The organism is Amycolatopsis sp. NPDC021455 (assembly GCF_040640995.1).
In the GTDB taxonomy this organism is placed as follows: Bacteria; Actinomycetota; Actinomycetes; order Mycobacteriales; family Pseudonocardiaceae; genus Amycolatopsis.
Genome location: NZ_JBFACT010000053.1, coordinates 1 through 18,843 on the forward strand (window position 1 = coordinate 1; position 18,843 = coordinate 18,843).

Below are 18,843 nucleotides of genomic sequence, written 5' to 3' on the forward strand. Positions count from 1 at the left end.
ATACACACTCGCCCTACCACTCTTCCCCCACCCCCCTCTCTTCCTATCTCGCGCGCGCGCCCCCGCGGGGCCGTGCCCCCCCCCCCCGCCCCCCACGACCGCGTCGAACGGTTCTTCCAGGCCCCGCAACAGGTCCAGCACCGCCGCCGCCGACAGGAAGCTGTCCAGCCAGCCCTCGGCCGACTCCGGTCCCCAGCGCGGCGTGCGGGCGAGGATCTCCGTGCCGGGGCTCGCGGCCGCGCGGGCCCCGGCTTCGATCTCCTTCGTCATCGCCTCGGTGGTGTTGCAGTTGGTGACGACGATCCTCATCGGTGCTTCCTCGACACCGCGTAGTACAGGGCCGCCGACGACGCCGTGCCGATGAACCACGAGTACGGCGCGGCGGGCGCGAAGTACGGCACCAGCGCGATGACGGCGGAGAGCGCGGCGGTCGGGAAGAACGTCACCAGCGCACGCGGGTTCACCCGCGGGTAGATCCCGCCGTCGACGAACAGCTGCGCGACGTCGACCTTGCCGCGCCGGATCAGGTAGTAGTCGACGATCATGATGCCGAACAGCGGGCCGAGGAACGCGCCGAGGCCGCCGAGGAAGTAGTTGACCACCGCCGGCGAGGAGTACAGCTTCCACGGCAGCACGCACAGCGCCGCGACCGCGCTGATCATCCCGCCGATGGTGAAGGTGATCCGCTTCGGCCAGATGTTCGCCAGGTCGTATGCGGGGGAGACGAAGTTGGCGACGATGTTGACGCCCATGGTGGCGATGGCGAAGGTGAGCGCGCCGACGATGAGCACCGGCGTGTTGTGCACCTTGGCCAGCAGTTCGGCCGGGTCGGTGATCGCCTCGCCGAACACCTGCATGCTGCCCGCGGTGACGATCACCGACAGCAGCGCGAACGCCGTCGAGTTGATCGGCAGGCCCCAGAAGTTGCCGCGCTTCACCGTCTTCTGGTCGGGGGCGAACCGCGAGAAGTCGCAGAAGTTGAGCATGAGCGTGCCGTAGGTGGCCAGGATGAGCCCGGCCGCGCCGAACCACTGCCGGATCTGCTCGCCGGTGGAGAGTTGCTTGGGGCTGCTGGTGAAGGAGATGTTCCAGTGCCCGGCGGCGAGGATCCAGACGGCGAGGGCGATCATCACGACCCAGATCGCCGGGCCGCACCAGTCCTGGAACTTGCGCACCGACTCCATGCCGCGGGTCAGGATCAGCGCCTGGACCGCCCACAGCGCGACGAAGCAGATCCAGCCGAGCGCGTGCAGGCCGAGGAAACCGTGTTCCGTCCACGGTTTCAGGCCCGGGTCGATGGCGAGGACGAGCAGCGTGATGGCCACGCTCGCGAGGTAGGTCTGGATGCCGTACCAGAAGATCGCGATGATCGCGCGGATCAGCGCGGGCAGGTTGGCGCCGAACGTGCCGAAGCTGATCCGCGCCACCACCGGGAACGGCACGCCGGTGCGCTGGCCGATCCGGCCCATCAGGTTCATCCCGGCGTAGATGATGATGAACCCGAACAGCAGCGCGGTGAACACCTGCCAGGCGGACAGGCCGAGCACGAACAGCCCGGCCGCGAAGGTGTAGTTGCCGAGGTTGTGCACGTCGGACATCCACAGCGCGAAGATGTCGTAGACCTTCCAGCGGCGTTCCTTCGCCGGCGCGAGGTCTTCGTTCCACAACCGGGGATCGGGCGAGGTGGTCGTCTCTTGGGAAGGTTCCGTGAGCGGGGCGGCGGTCATGCGGGCCTCCGGTCGACGTGCTGCTACGGCGATTTGGGATACCAAATTTTGGAATCCCAAATATTGCCCCGGCGCCGACCCGAGTCAACCCTCCGGCCGATAAACTCGTGTTACGGCCGGTTACGGCGGTGTTGAAGGAGGGGCGCGGTGAACGAGCGGCAACCCCTCGCGGCCACCCGGCAGCGGGTGCGCGAGGAGCTGCGCGAACGGATCCTGACCGGCCGGCTCCGCCCGGGCGACCGGCTGGTCGAGCGCGAGCTGGCCGAAGACCTCGGCGTCTCCAGGGTGCCGGTCCGCGAGGCCATCCGCAGCCTGGAGGCCGAAGGGTTCGTCGTCGTCCAGTCGCCGCGCCGGGTCGTCGTCCGGCAGCTGGCGCGGGTCGACGTCGAGGAGCTGTTCGACGTCCGGGAGGCCCTCGAAGGACTCGCCGCGGGGCTCGCCGCCGAGCGCGCGGGCGCGGCGGAGCTGAAACGGCTCGAGCGGGTGCTCGCCGACGCCGGCCGCGCGACGGCCCGGGGCGACGCGGCCCGGATCACCGTGCTCAACTCGCGCTTCCACGACGAGATCGTCGCCATCGCGGGCAACGCGCTGCTCACCACGATGCTGCAGCCCCTCGAGGGCAGGCTGCGCTGGCTCACGAGCCAGAACGAGCACTGGGCGGACCTGCTCGACGAGCACCGGCGGCTGTGCGACGCGATCGCGTCGGGGAACGCCGAGCGCGCGAAGGCCTACGCGGCGGAGCATGTCCGGGTGAACCGCGAGGTGACTCTGCGGTCCCTCTTCGGCGACGACGAGCCGGGCGAGCGACCGGCGGGCTGACCGCGCTACGCAGAGTAGAAGCGAAGAGAAATCCGGTTTGGCGGGAAATGCCGTCCGCTGCCCGGATTTTCCGCCATTGAGACCAACCGAAGCCCGACTTTGGTCTGTGTCACACGGCCGAACGGCTGCTTAGGGTCTTCGCTCACCGGTCCCGCCGACCGGGGTCCCCACCTCCCGGAGGTTCACTGTGCGTAGAGCGACAGTTTTCGCCGCAGCCTTCACCCTCACCCTGTCCGCCGCCGGGGTCGCCGAGGCGGCACCCGCCCACGGGCACCTCCAGCGCGTCTGCTCGGCCGCCCCGGCCGGCTACGCGGCCTGCAACGCCTGGATCGACACCGACCACGTCACCGCCGCCGCGGCCGCCGCGACGCCGTCCGGGCTCGGCCCGGCCGATCTGCTCTCCGCGTACAACCTCGGCTCGCTCGCCGGCAGCGCCGGCGCCGGCCGGACGATCGCGATCGTCGACGCCAACGACGACCCGACCGCGTTCGCCGACGTGAACGTCTACCGCGCCCAGTACGGCATCCCCGCGCTCGCCTCGTGCACGCCTTCGTCGGTCGACGCCAGTGCCACGCCGTGCTTCGCCAAGGCCGACCAGAACGGCGGGACGTCCTATCCGCGCAAGGACGGCGGCTGGGCCCAGGAGATCTCCCTCGACCTCGACATGGCGTCGGCGATCTGCCCGAAGTGCAACGTCCTGCTCGTCGAGGCGAGCACCGCGAGCATGGCCAACCTCGGCACGGCCGTGAACACCGCCGTCCGGCTCGGCGCCGAGGTGGTCAGCAACTCCTACGGCGGCGGCGAGTACTCGGGCGAGACCACGGACGAGGGCAAGTACTTCAACCACCCGGGTGTCGCGGTCACGGTCAGTTCCGGTGACTCCGGGTACGGCGTCGAGTTCCCGGCCGCGTCGCGGTACGTCACCGCGGTCGGCGGCACCAGCCTGAAGAAGGCGTCGAACACCCGCGGCTGGAGCGAGACGGCGTGGAGCGGCGCGGGCAGCGGCTGCTCGGCGTACGTCGCCAAGCCGTCGTGGCAGACCGACAGCGGCTGCGGCAAGCGCGCGGTCGCCGACGTCAGCGCCGTCGCCGACCCGGCCACCGGCGTCGCCGTCTACGACAGCACGGCCTACCAGGGCCGCTCCGGCTGGATGGTGTTCGGCGGCACGAGCGTCGCCGCCCCGGTCGTCGGTGCCGTGTACGCGCTGGGCGGTGTCACCGGCGTCACGGGCGCGAACACTGTGTATTCGCACACGTCTTCGCTCTACGACGTGAGCGGCGGGAGCAACGGCTCGTGCGGCGGCAGTTACCTCTGCACCGCCGTGACCGGCTACGACGGCCCGACCGGGCTCGGTACGCCGAACGGCGCAGCCGCCTTCTGAGTCCTTCGCCGTGAGGGCCGCCACGCGGACGTCGTCCGCCCGCGTGGTGGCCCTTCACGCTGAGCACTAACATGATCACGGTAATCGCGCAGCCCCAGGAAAAGTGGCATATCCGACACGCCCCAGGAGCCCCGCCAACAGGCGCTTCCCAGCGGCTTCATGGGAAATTCACAGAATGGGTGGCAAGTCTGACAACGTGAACCACGCCGACGACGGTGCCGGATCGGCGGCACGATGACGACTGCCCAGGCCACCCTCGAGACCCCCGCCCGCGTCACCAGACCGGGTGGGAAAGCGCCCTACCTGCACCAGATCGACCTGTTCCGGTTGGTCACGTTCGCCTGCGTCATCCTCATCCACGTGGTGGGCGCGACGAACTTCGCGCAGGACGTCGGGGCCAACGCCGTCGAGACGCCGCTGCACTTCACGCGTGAGGCGTTCTTCGCGCTGACCGGGTTCGTGCTGGTGTTCCAGAACCGCGGCCGCGAGTTCACCGCCGGGGACTTCTGGCGCCGCCGGCTGCCGCTGGTCGCGACGCCCTACCTGGCGTGGTCGATGTTCTTCTGGGCCTACGGCCTGGTGACCGGCGAGCAGCAGCCGGGCTCGCTCGAGGCGTCGATGCGCCTGCTGCTGACCGACCTGGTCACCGGCGGCGCCTGGTACCACCTGTACTTCCTGCTGGTGACCATGCAGGTGTACCTGCTGTTCCCGGTACTGATGAAGCTGCTGCGGGCGACCGAGGGCAAGCACAAGTGGCTGCTGCTCGGCAGCGGGCTACTGCAGGTCGGCGTCACGCTGTTCATGACCTACCAGCCGTTCGGCGTGAGCTACGGGACGATCACCCACCTCTACGGCACGATCCTGCCTTACCAGTTCTACACGCTGTTCGGCGCCGTCGTGGCCATGCACTTCGAGGCCGTGCACGCCTGGGTGGGCCGGCACCGGCTGCCGCTCGGCGGCGCGCTCGTGGCGGTGCTCGCGGGCACCGAGTGGTGCTATTTCCGGACCGTCCACAATGGAACGTTCCCGCAGGTGGCGAGCGACCCGTTCCAGCCGTACCTGATCCCGTGGTTCCTCACCGTCATCGCGGCGATCTACGCGCTCGCCACACGGTGGGCCGCGCGCCGCCGCGAAGGCAGCCGCGGGGCCCGGGTGGTGTCGTGGGCGGCGAACCGGTCGTTCGGCATCTTCCTGGTGCACCCGCTCGCCCTGGCCCTGCTCGGGCCGGCGATCCCGCACGTCGCGGAGCGGTTCGGCGCGCCGTGGCTGAGCGTGATCATCTACGTGGCGACGATCGTCCTGACGGTCCTGATCGTGGAGGTGCTGCGGCGGCTGCCGGGCAGCCGCGCGCTCACCGGGCGGCCCCGGCTGTCACCCGTGAAGGCCGCGGCCTGATCTCACCCGCGTGGGTGGTGACGGCCGGATCCGGAGGATCGGGCATGTCACAACGCGCGGATCCGCAGCGGTGGGATATGCTGGCGGCCCGTGGGACTTCAGTCACGGGCAACCAAGTACGTCTTTGTCACCGGAGGCGTCGCCTCCTCTCTGGGTAAGGGACTCACGGCTTCCAGCCTGGGTCAGCTCCTTACCGCGCGCGGGCTTCGCGTCACGATGCAGAAGCTCGACCCCTATCTCAACGTCGACCCCGGGACGATGAACCCGTTCCAGCACGGTGAGGTGTTCGTCACCGACGACGGTGCCGAGACCGACCTCGACATCGGCCACTACGAGCGGTTCCTCGACCGCGACCTCGACGGCAAGGCCAACGTCACCACCGGCCAGGTCTACTCCGAGGTGATCGCCAAGGAGCGCCGCGGCGAGTACCTCGGCGACACCGTGCAGGTCATCCCGCACATCACCGACGAGATCAAGGCCCGGATCACCGCCGCGGCCGGGCCGGACGAGAACGGCCAGGCGCCGGACGTCGTCATCACCGAGGTCGGCGGCACGGTCGGCGACATCGAGTCCCTGCCGTTCCTGGAGGCCTGCCGCCAGGTCCGCCACGACGTCGGCCGCGACCACTGCTTCTTCCTGCACGTCTCGCTGGTGCCGTACCTGGCGCCGTCGGGCGAGCTGAAGACGAAGCCGACCCAGCACTCGGTCGCCGCGCTGCGCAACATCGGTATCCAGCCCGACGCGCTGGTCTGCCGGGCCGACCGCGAGATCCCCGAGGACCTCAAGCGCAAGATCGGCCTGATGTGCGACGTCGACACCGAGGCCGTCATCGCCTGCCCGGACGCGCGGTCGATCTACGACATCCCGAAGGTGCTGCACGGCGAGGCCCTCGACGCCTACGTCGTCCGCCGCCTCGGCCTGCCGTTCCGCGACGTCGACTGGACGGTGTGGGGCGACCTGCTCGACCGCGTGCACAACCCCAGCGAGGTCGTGCGGATCGCGGTCGTCGGCAAGTACATCGACCTGCCGGACGCCTACCTGTCGGTCACCGAGGCCCTGCGGGCGGGCGGGTTCGCCCACCGCGCCAAGGTCGAGATCGTCTGGGTCGCCTCGGACGACGCGCAGACCGCGTCCGGCGCCGCGTCCGTGCTGTCCGATGTGGACGGTGTGCTGATCCCGGGCGGGTTCGGCATCCGCGGCATCGAGGGCAAGGTCGGCGCGATCGAGTACGCCCGCACCCGGGGCGTCCCGCTGCTCGGCCTGTGCCTCGGCCTGCAGTGCATGGTCATCGAGGCCGCCCGCCACCTGGCCGGCATCAAGGACGCCGGGTCGTCGGAGTTCGACGAGAACACCAAGCACCCGGTCATCTCGACCATGGCCGACCAGCGCGACGTCGTCGCGGGGGAGCGGGACATGGGCGGCACCATGCGGCTCGGCGCCTACCCCGCGAAGCTCAAGCCGGGCTCGCAGGTCGCGAAGGCGTACGGCAGCACCGAGGTGTCCGAGCGGCACCGGCACCGCTACGAGGTCAACAACGCCTACCGCAAGCAGCTCTCGGACGCGGGTCTCGTGTTCTCCGGCACCTCGCCGGACGACCACCTGGTCGAGTTCGTCGAGCTGCCCGCCGACAAGCACCCGTTCTTCGTCGGCACGCAGGCGCACCCCGAGCTGAAGAGCCGCCCGACCCGGCCGCACCCGCTGTTCAGCGCGTTCGTCAAGGCCGTCGTCGACCGCAAGGTCGCCGAGCGGCTGCCGGTCGAGCTGCCCGAAGCCTCCGTGGCGGCCCGGTGACCGCGCCGGGCGAGCACGAGTTCAGCGTCGCGGCCAGCCGCGACGTCCACATCGGACACGTCGTCGGCCTGCGGATCGACGAGGTCGTGATGCCGGGCGGGAACACCGCGACCCGCGAGGTGATCGAGCACCTGGGCGCGGTGGCGATCGTCGCGCTCGACGAAGAGCAGCAGGTCACGCTCATCCACCAGTACCGGCACCCGATCGGGCACCGGCTGTGGGAGCTGCCCGCGGGCCTGATCGACCACCTCGGCGAGGACCCGGTGGGCACGGCCCGCCGGGAGCTCGTCGAGGAGGTCGGGCTGGCCGCGTCGGACTGGGTGACCCTGGTCGACGTCGCGGCGTCGCCCGGCTTCACCGACGAGGTGGTGCGCGTCTTCCTGGCCCGCGGACTGTCCGATGTGGACCGTGAGGTGCTCGGGGACGAGGAGGCCGACCTGGTCATCCGCAAGTTCCCGCTCGCCGAGGCGGTCCGGATGGCCCTGGCGGGCGAGCTGCTGAACGGCGCCACGGTGTCCGGCGTGCTGGCCACGCACGCGGTGCTCACGGGCGCGGCTTCCCCGCGTCCTGCGGACGCCCCGTGGGACGACCGCCCGACGGCCTTCGCCAAGCGCCGCGAGTCCTGATCTCAAGCGCCCCAATGTGGCGTTGGTTGCGTCCAACGCACCGAACGCCACATTGGGTGCGCTGGACGCACCGAACGCCACATTGGGGCGCTCGGGTCAGGGGCGCAGCGGGCGGCCCTGGGCGTCCAGGCCGCCATCCTTCAGCAGCATGACGCCGTCGATCATCGGCCACAGGAAGCCGATCCCGGTCACCAGCACCACGAAGAGCTGGAGCAGGCCCAGTCCGACCTGGCCGGTGTAGAACCGGCCGACGCCGAACGGCAGCACGATCTGGAGCACCCCGGCCACGGTCTTGGACCGGTAGGAGTAGGGGACCGGCGCGTAGGGCATCGGCGGCGCGTACGGCGTCGGCGGCGGCGCGTACGGGTTGGCCACCGGCGGGGCGTACATCGGCAGCTGCATCGTCGGCTGCGCGTACGGCGGCGCCGGCCCGAAGAACCCCGGATGCGGCGGTGGCAGGTCGCGGAACAGCGGCCGCAGGCCACCCAAGGTCGTCGCCGCGTAGGCGTCCGTCACCCGCGTCTCGTACTCGTCCGGGGTGATCCGGCCCATGCCGAAGTGGTCGGCGAGCAGCCTCGCCGCTTCCTCGCGCTCCGCCGTGCCGATGCGGAGTTCGTCCGCCTCCATGAATCCAAGGTAACCGCGGCGAGCCGGGAACGGGGTTTCTGCCGGGTCACGAGCCCCGGGCGGCCTAAGGTGACCGGCGTGGCCTCCAGCCCGCACAGCACGGCCGACGTGATCGCCGCGTACCTCGACCACCTGGTCGTCGAACGCGGGACCGCACGCAACACCCTGGACAGCTACGCCCGCGACCTGCGCCGGTACCGCGCGTACCTGGACGGCGTGGGCGTCGCGAAGATCGCCGACGTCACGTCCGCGCACGTCACGGCCTTCGGTGCCGCCCTGCGCGAGGGGGACGGCGAACACCGGCCGCTGGCCGCGTCGTCGGCCGCGCGAGCCCTGGTCGCCGTGCGCGGGCTGCACAAGTTCGCCCACGCCGAGGGGCTCACCGAGCACAACCCGGCCCGCGAGGTCCGGCCGCCGGCGCCGGCGAAGCGGCTGCCCAAGGCCTTGCCGGTCGACGACGTGCTGAGGCTGCTCGAGACGCCGCCGGACGGCGAGCGCGCGCTGCGCGACCGGGCGCTGCTCGAGCTGCTCTACTCCACCGGCGCGCGGATCTCCGAGGCGGTCGGCCTGGACATCGACGACGTCGACGAGGCCGAGCGCACGGTGCTGCTCGACGGCAAGGGCGGCAAGCAGCGGCTGGTCCCGATCGGCCGTCCGGCGCTCGCGGCGTTGCACGCCTACACCGTCCGCGCGCGGCCGGCGCTCGCCGCGCACGGACGCGGCACCGCGGCGCTGTTCCTCAACGCCCGCGGCAGCCGGCTTTCGCGGCAGAGCGCGTGGCAGGTGCTCAAGGACACGGCCGAACGGGCAGGGATCAAGGCCGCGGTGTCGCCGCACACCCTCCGCCACTCCTTCGCCACGCATCTGCTCGAAGGCGGCGCCGACGTCCGCGTCGTCCAAGAACTCCTCGGCCACGCCTCGGTGACGACGACCCAGGTGTACACGCTGGTCACGGTCAACACCTTGCGTGAGGTGTACGCGACAGCGCACCCGCGAGCACTGGGCTAGACGGCCCTATAAACGGCGAACAGCCTTGCCGGCCTGCACCGACGGTCGAGTGACATTGCCCCGTCGGGTCCGGCGCGTTGCTTTGCCGGGGCTCCGACTCCGGACATAGGCTGCGGCGGACGCTGACGAACAAGGAGCTTTCGCGCCATGTCGACACCGAACCAGCCGGCCCTCCCGGCCGAGTCCGCCGGGTCGGCGGCGGCGAACCTCAGCCAGGTCACCATCGCGACGCCTGCCGACCACGACGGCGACGAATCACCCGAGCGCAACGGCAAGAAGGTGAAGCTCGAGGGCATCGGGCCGACCGGCCGCCCGATCCGCGAGATCCCCGAACCGCCGCCGCTGGACAAGCACGGCCCGGCCAAGATCATGGCGATGTGCAACCAGAAGGGCGGCGTCGGCAAGACGACGTCGACCATCAACCTGGGGGCCGCGCTCGCCGAGTGCGGGCGCAAGGTGCTGCTCGTCGACTTCGACCCGCAGGGCGCGCTCGCCGTCGGCCTCGGCATCCAGCCGCACGAGCTGGACCAAACGGTCTACAACGCCATCATGGAGCGCTCGGTCAGCGCCACCGACGTGCTGATGAAGACCCGCGTCGACGGCGTTGACCTGCTGCCGAGCAACATCGACCTGTCCGCCGCGGAGGTCCAGCTCGTCGCCGAGGTAGGGCGCGAACACACGTTGTTACGGGTCCTGCGTCCGGTCATGAACGACTACGACTATGTTCTTGTCGACTGCCAGCCCTCGCTCGGCCTGCTCACGGTGAACGCGCTGACCGCCGCGGACGGCGTGATCATCCCGCTGGAGTGCGAGTTCTTCAGTCTGCGAGGCGTCGCCCTCCTGATCGACACCATCGAGAAGGTCCAGGAACGCCTCAACCCCAAACTGGACATAGTCGGGATTCTCGCCACCATGTACGACCCGAGAACCCTGCATTCGAAGGAGGTCATGGCTCGCGTGGTGGAGGCATTCGGCGAGACCGTGTTCGACACGGTCATCAACCGCACCGTGCGGTTCCCCGAGACGACGGTCGCGGGTGAGCCGATCACGACCTGGGCGCCCAAGTCGGCCGGCGCGGCGGCGTACCGCCAGCTGGCCCGCGAGGTGATCGCTCGGTGAGCAGGCGCGCCTCCCTGCCCGGAGCGTCGGAACTCTTCAGGATCACCTCCAGTCCCGCCCTCGATCTCCCTCCCCAGGCACCCTCCGAGCCCGCCGAGAAGCCCAAGCCTTCGGGCAACGGCCGGGCGGACCAGCTCGCCCGCAGCGCGGCCCCGCACGGGTCCGGCCGGACCAAGCACGACGCGAAGATCACCGTGTACGTCTCCGGCGACGAGCTGGTCGCCATGGAGCAGGCCCGGCTGACGCTGCGCGCGAAGCACGACCTGGTCGTCGACCGCGGCCGGCTGGTCCGCGAGGCGGTCGCGGTGCTGCTGGCCGACTTCGACCAGAACGGCGACGAATCGGTGCTGGTCCAGCGGCTGCGGGTGGTCGGCTCAGACGGCGGCGAAACCGAGGGCTGATGGACGAGCCGGAACCGGCTCCGGAGGAACAGGTTCCCGAAGAGCACCAGACAGTGCACGGCGGGATGATCCCCGAAGGCGTCAACACCGAAGAGCTGAGCACGTCGAAGTTCAAGGTGCGGCTGGCCAACTTCGAGGGACCGTTCGACCTGCTGCTGCAGCTGATCTCGCAGCACCAGCTCGACGTCACCGAGGTGGCGTTGCACCAGGTCACCGACGACTTCATCGCGTACACGCGGGCGCTGGGCACGGACTGGAACCTCGACGAGACGACGGAGTTCCTGGTCATCGCGGCCACGCTCCTGGACCTGAAGGCGGCGCGGCTGCTGCCGTCGGCCGAGGTGGAGAGCGAAGACGACCTCGCGCTGCTCGAAGCGCGTGACCTGCTGTTCGCGCGGATCCTGCAGTACCGCGCGTACAAGCAGGTGGCGGCGCTGTTCGGCGAGCTGGAACAGAACGCGCTGCGGCGCTACCCGCGGTCGGTGGCGCTGGAGGAGCGGTTCGTCGGGCTGCTGCCCGAGGTGATGCTGGGCGTCACGCCGCAGAAGTTCGCCGACATCGCGGTGGCGGTGTTCCGGCCGAAGCCGCCGCCGACGGTGTCGATCGCCCACATCCACATGGGCCGCATTTCGGTGCGCGAGCACGCGGCGATCCTGCGGGTGATGCTGGCCGAACGCGGCCAGGCGACGTTCGGCGAGCTGGTCGACGACTGCGAGCACACGGTGGAGATCGTGGCGCGCTTCCTGGCGCTGCTGGAGCTCTACCGCGAGGCGACGGTCCAGTTCGAGCAGAGCGAGGCACTGGCCGAGCTGCACGTCCGCTGGACGGGCGGCACGAAGGAGGAAGCCTCCGCGGCGGCCGAGCTGGACCGCGCGTTCGGAGACGAAGAGGAGTACGGGTGAGCCCGGAGAACAACGAGCAGGCCGAGGCGCCGGAGGTCCCGGTCGACGCGCCTGCCGAGGAGACGCCGGCCGCCGAGGTCGGGGCCCCGGAACCGCCGGTCGACGAGCCGGCCGAAACCGAGGCCCCGCAACCGCCGGCGAGCGAGGCACCGGAGGAAGCCGCGGCCGAGCTGGCCCTGGACGAGGCCCTGTCCGGCGAGCCGGTCACCGAGGACGGCGACCCGGTGGAGCCCCTGGTCGAGGCCGCGCCGCCCGAGCCCGAGGCGGAGCTTTCACGTGAAAGCTCCGCGCTTGCGGAGCCCGAAGCGCCCGCCGAGCCGGCGGCCGAAGCTTCTGCCGAGCCCGGTCCCGAGGATCCCGAGTCCGACCTGGTCGCCGCCGGGGACGCCGACTCCATGCCGGACGTCACCTCCGACGAGGCCCTCGAAGCCGCCCTCGAAGCGCTCCTCCTCATCGTCGACTCCCCGGCCGGCGAAGAACTCCTGGCCGACACCCTCGACCAGCCCAAGTCGCGGATCGTCGTCGCCCTGCGGACCATGGCGCAGAAGTTCACCGACCGGAACTCCGGGATCGACCTGCGGCGCGTCGGCGAAGGGTGGCGGTTCTACACTAGGGACGTCTATGCCCCGTTCGTGGAGAAGCTCCTGCTGGACGGCCAGCGGTCGAAGCTGACCCGGGCCGCGCTGGAGAGCCTCGCCGTGATCGCGTACCGGCAGCCGGTGACCCGTGCGCGGGTCGCCGCGGTGCGCGGCGTGAACGTGGACGGCGTGATCCGGACGCTGCTCGCGCGCGGCCTCATCGAAGAGATGGGGACCGATCCCGAGACGACCGGCACGCTGTACGTGACGACCGAGCTGTTCCTGGAGCGACTGGGGCTGTCGTCACTGAACGACCTGCCGCCGATCGCTCCGTTGCTACCCGAAGTGGACACCATCGATGACATCCAGTGAACACCCCGACGGCGTCCGGCTGCAGAAGGTGCTGTCGCAGGCCGGGGTCGCCTCCCGGCGCGCGGCGGAGGACCTGATCGTCGCCGGCCGGGTCGAGGTGGACGGCGAGGTCGTCACCGAGCTGGGCCGCCGCGTCGACCCGGACAACGCGATCATCCACGTCGACGGCACCCGGGTGAACCTGCGCGACGACCTCATCTACCTCGCCCTGAACAAGCCCAAGGGCGTGCACTCGACGATGTCGGACGACCGCGGCCGCCCCTGTGTCGGCGACTACCTGCGCGGCCGGTACGAGGAGACGCCCGGGGTCGTGCACGTCGGACGGCTCGACGAGAACACCGAGGGCCTGCTGCTGCTGACCAACGACGGCGACCTCGGGCACCGGCTGATGCACCCGTCCTACCGGGTGCTCAAGACCTACCTCGCCGAGGTCGACGGCCTGGTGCCGCGCGGGCTCGGCAAGGAGCTGCGCCGCGGCTGGGAGCTGCCGGACGGCATCGTCAAGGTCGACCAGTTCCGCGTCAAGGACATGCACTCCGGCAAGTCGCTGGTCGAGCTGGTGATCCACGAGGGCAAGAAGCACATCGTGCGCCGCCTGCTCAAGGACACCGGGCACCCGGTGCTCAAGCTGGTCCGCACCGCGGTCGGCGACGTCCAGCTCGGCAACCAGCGCGTCGGCTCGATCCGGCGGCTGACGAAGACCGAGGTCGGGGCGCTCTACCGCAACGTCGAACTCTGACGCACGGCGGTGACGAACCCGTCGGTGGTCGCGTTGTCGTCCGAGGGGCGGCCGAACGCGGCGGCGGCCTCGGCGCGCGTAACCGTCGACGGCTGCCAGCCGTGGGCGGCCAGCCACTCCGGTGCGGAGGTGCCGAGGCCGCCGCGCCACAGTCTGGTGACGGACTCGCCGTCCTCGGTCGCGCGGGCACGGGAGACCAGGCTGTCCGGCACGCCGCCCGTCCCGTGCTCGAAGGACACCCGGCTGCCCGGCGCCGACAGCTCGCCGACGGTGGTCAGCAGCCGCTCGGCGTCTTCGTACGACAGGTAGATCAGCAGCCCTTCGATCAGCCAGGCCGTCGGCACCGCCGGGTCGAACCCGCTCGCGCGCAACGCTGTCGCCCAGTCTTCGCGTAGGTCCGCAGGGACGACGACGCGTTCGCACGAGGGTGACGCGTCCTGGATGGCCAGGACGTCGTCCTTGAACGCCAGCACCTCGGGCAGGTCGATCTCGAACAGCCGCGTGCCGGGCGGCCAGGCCAGCCGGAACGCCCGGGCGTCGAGCCCGGCGGCGAGCAGCACCACCTGCGCGCAGCCGGCTTCGAGGAGGTAGTCGTCGAAGAACCGGGTCCGGACCACGATCTGCGGGTACATCAGCTCGCCCAGCCCGGCCTGGGGCGCGTCCCGGCCGATCTCCGGCAGCACCGATCGCCCGGCTTCGAAGAACGCGGCCGCGTACGGGTCCTCGAACAGCCGGTCCGGCCGGTTGCTTTCGTAGGCGCGCAGGGCGGCGACACCGACGGCGGTCCGGCTCACGGCCGGGAGGGATTCGGTCACGGTGGTCAAGCTACTCCGAACGTGGGGCGGGCGAGGATCCCCGACTTTCCGCAGTAGCAGGGTCGTTTTCGCGGCTCTAGCGTGAGCGCCATGCGAACCGGTGTGGTGTGCGGGATCCTCGCGGTGCTCCTGTCCGGCGCGGTGGCTCCAGCCGCCGCGGCGGCGCCCTCTGCGAGCGAACCGGTCTACGACTACGCGAAGGCGATCCGCGAGACCGTCTGGGTCGACATCGGCCGCGACGGCGACGGCGACGGCCGCTCCGACCGCGTTGCCGCCGACATCGTGCGGCCCGGCGAAACGACCTCGCGCGTCCCGGTGATCATGGATGCCAGTCCGTACTACTCGTGCTGCGGGCGCGGCAACGAAAGCGAGCTGAAGTCGTACGACAGCGCCGGGAAACCGGTGAAGTTCCCGCTCTTCTACGACAACTACTTCGTGCCGCGCGGGTACGCCGTGGTGCTGGTCGACCTGGCCGGGACGAACCGTTCGGCCGGGTGCGCGGACATCGGCGGCGCCTCGGACGTCGACTCGGCCCGCAAGGTGGTCGACTGGCTGAACGGCCGCGCGGCCGGCTACACCGCGAAGACCGGCGGCAGCGCGGTGACCGCCGGCTGGAGCACCGGGAACGTCGGGATGATCGGCAAGTCCTACGACGGCACGATCGCCAACGGCGTCGCCGCGACCGGGGTCGCGGGCCTCAAGACGATCGTCCCGATCTCGGCGATCAGCTCCTGGTACGACTACTACCGCTCGGACGGCGCGACGTTCGGCTTCAACCCGGCCGGCCTCGCGCAGACGGTCGAGGCGCGCAACAGCGGGCAGAACTGCTCGGCGCAGAACCAGGTCCTGACGACCGGGGCCACCGCGAACGGCGACTACGGGCCGCTGTGGGCGGACCGGGACTACGTCGCCCGCGCGGGCAACGTGCGGGCCAGCGTGCTGCTGTCCCACGGTGTCAACGACCTCAACGTCAAGACCATCCACTTCGGACAGTGGTGGAGCGCGCTGAACGTCGAGAAGAAGATCTGGCTGTCGCAGACCGGGCACGTCGACCCGTTCGACTACCGGCGGGCCGACTGGGTCGACCTGCTGCACCGGTGGTTCGACCACTACCTGCTCGGCGTCGACAACGGCGTCCAGAACGGGCCGCAGGCCAGCGTCGAGCGGCAACCGGACCAGTGGGTGGACCAGAGCGCGTACCCGGCGGCCGGTGTGGTGGCGACGACGTTGCGGCCGCACTCTTCCGGGACCCTCGGCACGTCGGCGTCCTCGGGCACGGCGTCGTTCACCGACAACCCGAGTGCCGGCGAGGACACCTGGGTGACGAACCCGGGCAGTGCCGCCTTGACGTACTCCACCGGGACCTTGGCCGCGGACCTGCAGGTCTCCGGCACGACTTCGGTGACCGTGACGGCCACGCCGAGCACGTCGTCGGCGCGGCTTTCGGCCCTGCTCGTCGACCTCGGCCCGGCGACGATCCGCAACTTCGCCGGGAGCGGTGAGGGGATCAAGACGGGGACTGCCGAGAACTGCTGGGGTTCCTCGGCGACGGGCGACGACGCCTGCTACCGGATCACCTCGGCGGACGTGAAGAAGGTGAACTACACGATCCTCAGCCGCGGCTGGGCCGACCTGGCGAACTACGCGTCCCTTTCGCAGGAACGACCCCTGACGCCGGGGACGGCGTACACGATGACGTTCCGGCTGGCTTCCACGGACCACATCGTGCCCCGCGGGCACGCGCTGGCGCTGATCATCGGCGGCACGGACGGCAGCTTCATCCGTGGTCCGGCCCAGCCGGCCCGGGTGACGCTGGACCTGGCCCGGACGTCGGCGTCGGTACCGGTGGCCGGCGTGGTGCCCGCCGCGACGACCCACCCGGCCTTCGGCACGAGCGCGTTCGTGCCGTCGGCGGGCCCGGCTGACCTGCGCTGAGGAGGCTGGGCACTGCGCCCGGCAGCGCAGCCGGCCCCGGCCGGAAGGCTGCTTGCGGTCACGGAACCCGGCAGTAGGGTCGAAAGATCCGCACTTCCACGGAGGGGGTTCGCCGTGCCGAACCGGAAACTGGGCGCGACGCCGGCCGCGCTGGCGGGAATCTGCACTGCCGCGGTGGTCGCCGCACCGGCCGCGCAGGCCACCACCACGACCGCCTGTACGTACGGCTACTCGGTCCGGCTGACCTCGATCCCGTACCCGTCGCCCACGGTCAACCTGGGCACGTGGTGCACCGGGTTCGCCGATGCGGGCGCGCCCTACGTCTTCCACATCGACCGGCTGAACGCCCTCTACTCCCAGTTCCCGATGAACGTGTACTACAGCAACGTCACCGCGACCTGCACGGCCTACTCCTCCAGCGAGACGTCCCTGGTCGCCACGGGCTGCACGTACGTGTTCTGACCCTCACCGCGCCTCGGCCGGAGCGGTCTTCGTCGCCGTTTTCCGTTGCAGGGCGCGGGCGATCGGCTCGACGACCCGGGCGGCCGTCGGACCGAGGATCGCCATCAGCAGGACGTACGCCGTCGCCAGCGCCGCCAGCTCCCCGGTGACCGCGCCCGCCGTCACCGCCAGGCCGGCGATGACGATCGAGAACTCGCCGCGCGCGACCAGCGCCGCCCCGGCGCGGGCCCGGCCCATCTTCCCGATGCCTTGCCGCCGGGCCGCCCACCAGCCCGTGCCGACCTTCGTCAGCGTCGTGACCACCGCGAGGACCACGGCCCAGCCGAGCACCGGCGGGATCGACGCCGGGTTCGTGTTGAGCCCGAAGACCACGAAGAACACCGCCGCGAACAGGTCGCGCAACGGCTCGAGCAGCCGCGTCGCGTTCTCCGCCGTCGAGCCCGAGATCGCGATGCCGAGCAGGAACGCGCCGACCGCGGCCGACACCTGCATGGCCGAGGCGAACCCGGCCACCAGCAAAGCCGCGCCGAGCACCTTGAGCAAGAACACCTCGCGGTCCGGGCTGTCGACCGCCGCCGAGACGTACCGGCCGAACTTCAGCGCGACCACCAGCACCACGGTGATCACCAGCAGCGAGATCCCGACGGCCTCCAAGCCGCCGAGCAGGGTGACGCCGCCGAGGATCGCGGTGAGGATCGGCAGGTAGAGCGCCATCGCGAGGTCCTCGAACACGAGGATCGACAGCACCACCGGTGTCTCGCGGTTGCCGAGCCGGCCCAGGTCGCCGAGGACCTTCGCGACGATCCCGGACGACGAGATGTACGTGACGCCCGCCATCACCATCGCGCCGACCGGGCCCCAGCCCAGCAGCAGCGCGACGCCCGCGCCGGGGGCCGCGTTGAGGACGATGTCGAGCAGGCCCGCCGTCCAGGAGCGGCGCAGCCCGGTGAACAGCTCGGCCGCGGAGTACTCGAGGCCGAGCAGCAGGAGCAGCAGCACGACGCCGATTTCGCCGGCCAGGTGCGTGAAGCCGCCGATGTCGGTCAGCGGGATCAGCCCGCCTTCGCCGAAACACAGGCCGCCGAGCAGGTAGAGCGGGATGGGGGAGAGGCCGACCTTGCCGGCCAGGCGCCCGAGCACGCCCAGCACGAAGAAGACCGCCCCCAGTTCGATCAGGGACAGCGCGGTGTGGTCCATCGGCCGCTCAGCCGTACTTGAGGATCTTGGCGGCGGCTTCGAGGCCCTCGCCCGTGCCGACCGCGACGAGCAGGTCGCCCCCGGTGAACGTGAAGTCCGGCGCCGGCGACGGGTGCACCTGCCCCGCCCGCGCCACCGCGACCACCGAGACGCCGGTGCGGGTGCGCATCGCGGTGTCGCCGAGCGTCCGGCCGTCGAACGGGCCGGACGGCAGGATCGGCAGCTGCCGCGTGCTGATCCCCGGCAGGTCCCGATGCTCCTCCGTCAGCTGTGCGACCAGCTGCGGCGCGCCGAGCAGGTTGGCCAGTGCGCCCGCCTCGTCCGCGGTGAGCGGGATCGAGGCGGCGCAGGCATCGGGATCGTCCGATTTGGACACGATGAGCTCGATGTGACCGTCCCGCTGGGTGACGACGCCGATGCGGCGGCCGGTACGGGTGGCGAAGTCCTTGCGGACCCCGATGCCGGGCAGGGGAGTTACTTCGACGTTCACCCGACCACCGTAACCCAGGTGTCCGATTCGCGGCGTTCAGCCGAGCAGCAGGAGCAGGGCCCCGACGACCATCACCGCGCTCGTGAGGCCGTGGACGCCGAAGGCCATGGCCTTCTTGCCGCGGTGGCGCAGGATGATCAGCATGTCGAAGAGGGGCCAGGCGGCAGCGGCGAGGAAGGCCCAGCCCAGCGCGTGGGTGTCGCCGTAGATCATCAGGGCCAGCGGGACCAGGCCGGCGCCGACGTCGCGGCCGCCCTTGACGTTCAAGAAGGTTTCGGCGTTTTCGGGAACCTCGTTGAAGCCGAAGCCCGCGGCGGTCTTCGCCGGCGCGAAGAGGTAGCTGAGGCCGATGAAGATGATCCCGAGCGAGACGAGTGCGACGAGGATGTAGCCGGTGACGATCATGGTGTTCCCTCCAGTTTTCTAGCACCGCTAGGATTTCTAGCAACGCTAACCTAG

20 protein-coding genes are annotated in these 18,843 nt (G+C 70.7%); 13 read left to right on the forward strand and 7 right to left on the reverse strand.

The genetic code is table 11. The features are described from left to right. Window positions 1-309, reverse strand: a 309-nt coding sequence (locus AB0G28_RS36780) for an aspartate/glutamate racemase family protein (protein ID WP_361100271.1), incomplete at its 3' end; no start/stop codon positions are given. Beyond that, complete coding sequence (locus AB0G28_RS36785) at window positions 306-1,727, reverse strand: NCS1 family nucleobase:cation symporter-1 (protein WP_361100274.1); 1,422 nt, start codon at window positions 1,725-1,727, stop codon at window positions 306-308. The genes AB0G28_RS36785 and AB0G28_RS36780, both read right to left, overlap by 4 nt. 147 nt (window positions 1,728-1,874) lie before the next feature. Here AB0G28_RS36785 and AB0G28_RS36790 point away from each other — a divergent pair, with 147 nt between their 5' ends. The 5 genes from AB0G28_RS36790 (at window position 1,875) to AB0G28_RS36810 (ending at window position 7,739) form a co-directional block, all read left to right on the forward strand. Beyond that, window positions 1,875-2,546 (forward strand): GntR family transcriptional regulator, encoded by a 672-nt coding sequence (locus AB0G28_RS36790; protein WP_361100277.1) that lies wholly within the window; start codon window positions 1,875-1,877, stop codon window positions 2,544-2,546. A gap of 187 nt (window positions 2,547-2,733) precedes the next feature. Then, a complete protein-coding gene (locus AB0G28_RS36795) occupies window positions 2,734-3,927 on the forward strand; it encodes a peptidase S8 (protein ID WP_361100280.1) in 1,194 nt (397 codons plus the stop codon). Between the two features lie 234 nt (window positions 3,928-4,161). After that, on the forward strand, window positions 4,162-5,322 hold the full coding sequence (locus AB0G28_RS36800) for an acyltransferase (RefSeq protein WP_361100283.1): 1,161 nt from the start codon (window positions 4,162-4,164) through the stop codon (window positions 5,320-5,322). Between the two features lie 90 nt (window positions 5,323-5,412). Then, entirely contained in the window at window positions 5,413-7,113 is a 1,701-nt protein-coding gene (locus tag AB0G28_RS36805) for a CTP synthase (protein WP_361100286.1), read from the forward strand. Next, window positions 7,110-7,739, forward strand: coding sequence for an NUDIX hydrolase (locus AB0G28_RS36810; protein ID WP_361100289.1), 630 nt, complete (start codon window positions 7,110-7,112; stop codon window positions 7,737-7,739). The genes AB0G28_RS36805 and AB0G28_RS36810 overlap by 4 nt, the downstream gene beginning before the upstream one ends. A gap of 96 nt (window positions 7,740-7,835) precedes the next feature. Here AB0G28_RS36810 and AB0G28_RS36815 read toward each other — a convergent pair whose 3' ends face one another. Further along, window positions 7,836-8,366 carry a DUF1707 domain-containing protein gene (locus tag AB0G28_RS36815; RefSeq protein ID WP_361100292.1) on the reverse strand — a complete coding sequence of 177 codons (531 nt, stop codon included), beginning with the start codon at window positions 8,364-8,366 and terminating at the stop codon, window positions 7,836-7,838. A 108-nt stretch (window positions 8,367-8,474) separates the two neighbouring features. Here AB0G28_RS36815 and xerD point away from each other — a divergent pair, with 108 nt between their 5' ends. The 6 genes from xerD to AB0G28_RS36845 all read left to right on the forward strand — a co-directional run bounded on the left by xerD (window position 8,475) and on the right by AB0G28_RS36845 (window position 13,485). Further along, the gene (gene xerD, locus AB0G28_RS36820) at window positions 8,475-9,374 is read left to right on the forward strand and encodes a site-specific tyrosine recombinase XerD (RefSeq protein ID WP_361100424.1); all 900 of its coding nucleotides are present in this window, start codon (window positions 8,475-8,477) and stop codon (window positions 9,372-9,374) included. Window positions 9,375-9,521: 147 nt separating this feature from the next. Then, window positions 9,522-10,493: a ParA family protein gene (locus AB0G28_RS36825; RefSeq protein ID WP_361100295.1), complete on the forward strand. Its 972-nt coding sequence runs from the start codon at window positions 9,522-9,524 to the stop codon at window positions 10,491-10,493. Beyond that, window positions 10,490-10,894: a cobyrinic acid a,c-diamide synthase gene (locus tag AB0G28_RS36830; protein WP_361100298.1), complete on the forward strand. Its 405-nt coding sequence runs from the start codon at window positions 10,490-10,492 to the stop codon at window positions 10,892-10,894. Before AB0G28_RS36825 ends, AB0G28_RS36830 begins: the two co-directional genes overlap by 4 nt. Next, window positions 10,894-11,796, forward strand: a complete 903-nt coding sequence (locus AB0G28_RS36835; RefSeq protein WP_361100301.1) for a segregation/condensation protein A — start codon at window positions 10,894-10,896, stop codon at window positions 11,794-11,796. The genes AB0G28_RS36830 and AB0G28_RS36835 overlap by 1 nt, the downstream gene beginning before the upstream one ends. Next, window positions 11,793-12,746 carry an SMC-Scp complex subunit ScpB gene (gene scpB / locus AB0G28_RS36840; RefSeq protein WP_361100304.1) on the forward strand — a complete coding sequence of 318 codons (954 nt, stop codon included), beginning with the start codon at window positions 11,793-11,795 and terminating at the stop codon, window positions 12,744-12,746. Before AB0G28_RS36835 ends, scpB begins: the two co-directional genes overlap by 4 nt. Then, window positions 12,733-13,485 (forward strand): pseudouridine synthase, encoded by a 753-nt coding sequence (locus AB0G28_RS36845; protein WP_310971402.1) that lies wholly within the window; start codon window positions 12,733-12,735, stop codon window positions 13,483-13,485. Before scpB ends, AB0G28_RS36845 begins: the two co-directional genes overlap by 14 nt. On the opposite strand, the gene AB0G28_RS36850 is transcribed toward AB0G28_RS36845, so the two are convergent. Next, window positions 13,464-14,300: an SAM-dependent methyltransferase gene (locus AB0G28_RS36850; protein WP_361100307.1), complete on the reverse strand. Its 837-nt coding sequence runs from the start codon at window positions 14,298-14,300 to the stop codon at window positions 13,464-13,466. The genes AB0G28_RS36845 and AB0G28_RS36850 overlap by 22 nt on opposite strands. Window positions 14,301-14,390: 90 nt before the next feature. On the opposite strand from AB0G28_RS36850, the gene AB0G28_RS36855 reads away from it, so the two are divergent. Further along, window positions 14,391-16,235, forward strand: coding sequence for a Xaa-Pro dipeptidyl-peptidase (locus tag AB0G28_RS36855; protein ID WP_361100310.1), 1,845 nt, complete (start codon window positions 14,391-14,393; stop codon window positions 16,233-16,235). A 114-nt stretch (window positions 16,236-16,349) separates the two neighbouring features. Further along, window positions 16,350-16,697 (forward strand): hypothetical protein, encoded by a 348-nt coding sequence (locus AB0G28_RS36860; protein WP_361100313.1) that lies wholly within the window; start codon window positions 16,350-16,352, stop codon window positions 16,695-16,697. A gap of 3 nt (window positions 16,698-16,700) precedes the next feature. On the opposite strand, the gene AB0G28_RS36865 is transcribed toward AB0G28_RS36860, so the two are convergent. From AB0G28_RS36865 to AB0G28_RS36875, 3 genes are read right to left on the reverse strand one after another with little or no spacing between them, the layout of a single operon-like run. After that, window positions 16,701-17,894: a cation:proton antiporter gene (locus AB0G28_RS36865; RefSeq protein ID WP_361100316.1), complete on the reverse strand. Its 1,194-nt coding sequence runs from the start codon at window positions 17,892-17,894 to the stop codon at window positions 16,701-16,703. Between the two features lie 7 nt (window positions 17,895-17,901). After that, window positions 17,902-18,384, reverse strand: coding sequence for a cation:proton antiporter regulatory subunit (locus tag AB0G28_RS36870; RefSeq protein WP_361100319.1), 483 nt, complete (start codon window positions 18,382-18,384; stop codon window positions 17,902-17,904). Between the two features lie 36 nt (window positions 18,385-18,420). Continuing rightward, window positions 18,421-18,789, reverse strand: a complete 369-nt coding sequence (locus AB0G28_RS36875; protein ID WP_361100322.1) for a DUF4267 domain-containing protein — start codon at window positions 18,787-18,789, stop codon at window positions 18,421-18,423. Window positions 18,790-18,843: the final 54 nt, after the last annotated feature.

Coding starts and splice junctions, on each gene's coding strand:
- AB0G28_RS36865 (WP_361100316.1), bottom strand. CDS start 17,894: ATGGACCACACCGCGCTGTCCCTGATCGAACTGGGGGCGGTCTTCTTC.
- AB0G28_RS36800 (WP_361100283.1), top strand. CDS start 4,162: ATGACGACTGCCCAGGCCACCCTCGAGACCCCCGCCCGCGTCACCAGA.
- AB0G28_RS36875 (WP_361100322.1), bottom strand. CDS start 18,789: ATGATCGTCACCGGCTACATCCTCGTCGCACTCGTCTCGCTCGGGATC.
- AB0G28_RS36785 (WP_361100274.1), bottom strand. CDS start 1,727: ATGACCGCCGCCCCGCTCACGGAACCTTCCCAAGAGACGACCACCTCG.
- AB0G28_RS36845 (WP_310971402.1), top strand. CDS start 12,733: ATGACATCCAGTGAACACCCCGACGGCGTCCGGCTGCAGAAGGTGCTG.
- AB0G28_RS36825 (WP_361100295.1), top strand. CDS start 9,522: ATGTCGACACCGAACCAGCCGGCCCTCCCGGCCGAGTCCGCCGGGTCG.
- AB0G28_RS36835 (WP_361100301.1), top strand. CDS start 10,894: ATGGACGAGCCGGAACCGGCTCCGGAGGAACAGGTTCCCGAAGAGCAC.
- AB0G28_RS36855 (WP_361100310.1), top strand. CDS start 14,391: ATGCGAACCGGTGTGGTGTGCGGGATCCTCGCGGTGCTCCTGTCCGGC.
- AB0G28_RS36815 (WP_361100292.1), bottom strand. CDS start 8,366: ATGGAGGCGGACGAACTCCGCATCGGCACGGCGGAGCGCGAGGAAGCG.